Below are 711 nucleotides of genomic sequence, written 5' to 3' on the forward strand. Positions count from 1 at the left end.
CGACCACGTCACCCTCTACCACGGCGACTGCCTCCAACTCACCGCGTGGCTTGAGGCCGATGTGCTCGTCACTGATCCGCCCTACGGGATCGCGTGGAAGCGTCACAGGATAAGCCGCGTCTCTGCCGCCGACCGCGCCCGGGGTGACTACCGCACCCACGTTCGGCACTCCTTCAATGACATCGGAATCCAGAACGATGAGACGACCGAGGCGCGCGACGCGGCCCTGGCCATGTGGGGAACCAAGAAGGCATCGGTGGTCTTCGGCTCCCTGTTGCTCCCTCCGCCAAGGGGCACCAAGCAGACCGCCGTCTACGTCAAGCCCGAGGACAGCGGAAACCTGACATCCGTCAGTGGTATTCGGCGGAACGTCGAGGCCATTTATCTCATCGGCTCGGCACACGTCACCGGGGGCGGAGGTCGCTCGGCGGTCTTCGGCACCGGCGCGCGCACGGCGGGAAACCCGAATGGCCTGGCCGCGAGATACGGCGGTCACCCCCACGCCAAGCCGGTGGACGTCCTCGAGCAACTCATCCTGACGTGCCCGCCCGGTGTCATCGCCGACCCGTTCGCCGGGTCCGGCTCCACGCTCGTCGCCGCCCGCAACCTCGGGCGCCGGGCCATCGGCGTCGAGGTAGAGGAGCGGTACTGCGAGGTCATCGCCCGCCGGCTCGCGCAGTCCGTGCTCGACTTCGGGGACGCGTCATGACC

The 711-nt window shown here is 68.1% G+C and carries 1 protein-coding gene; it reads left to right on the forward strand.

The window, feature by feature from the left end; all coding sequences use genetic code 11:
• A partial coding sequence (locus ABD401_RS24940) for a DNA methyltransferase (RefSeq protein ID WP_344609929.1) occupies positions 1-709 on the forward strand: 709 nt, incomplete at its 5' end.
• Between the last annotated feature and the right edge of the window lie 2 nt (positions 710-711).

The sequence above is a fragment of the Sporichthya brevicatena genome, from assembly GCF_039525035.1.
GTDB lineage: Bacteria > Actinomycetota > Actinomycetes > Sporichthyales > Sporichthyaceae > Sporichthya > Sporichthya brevicatena.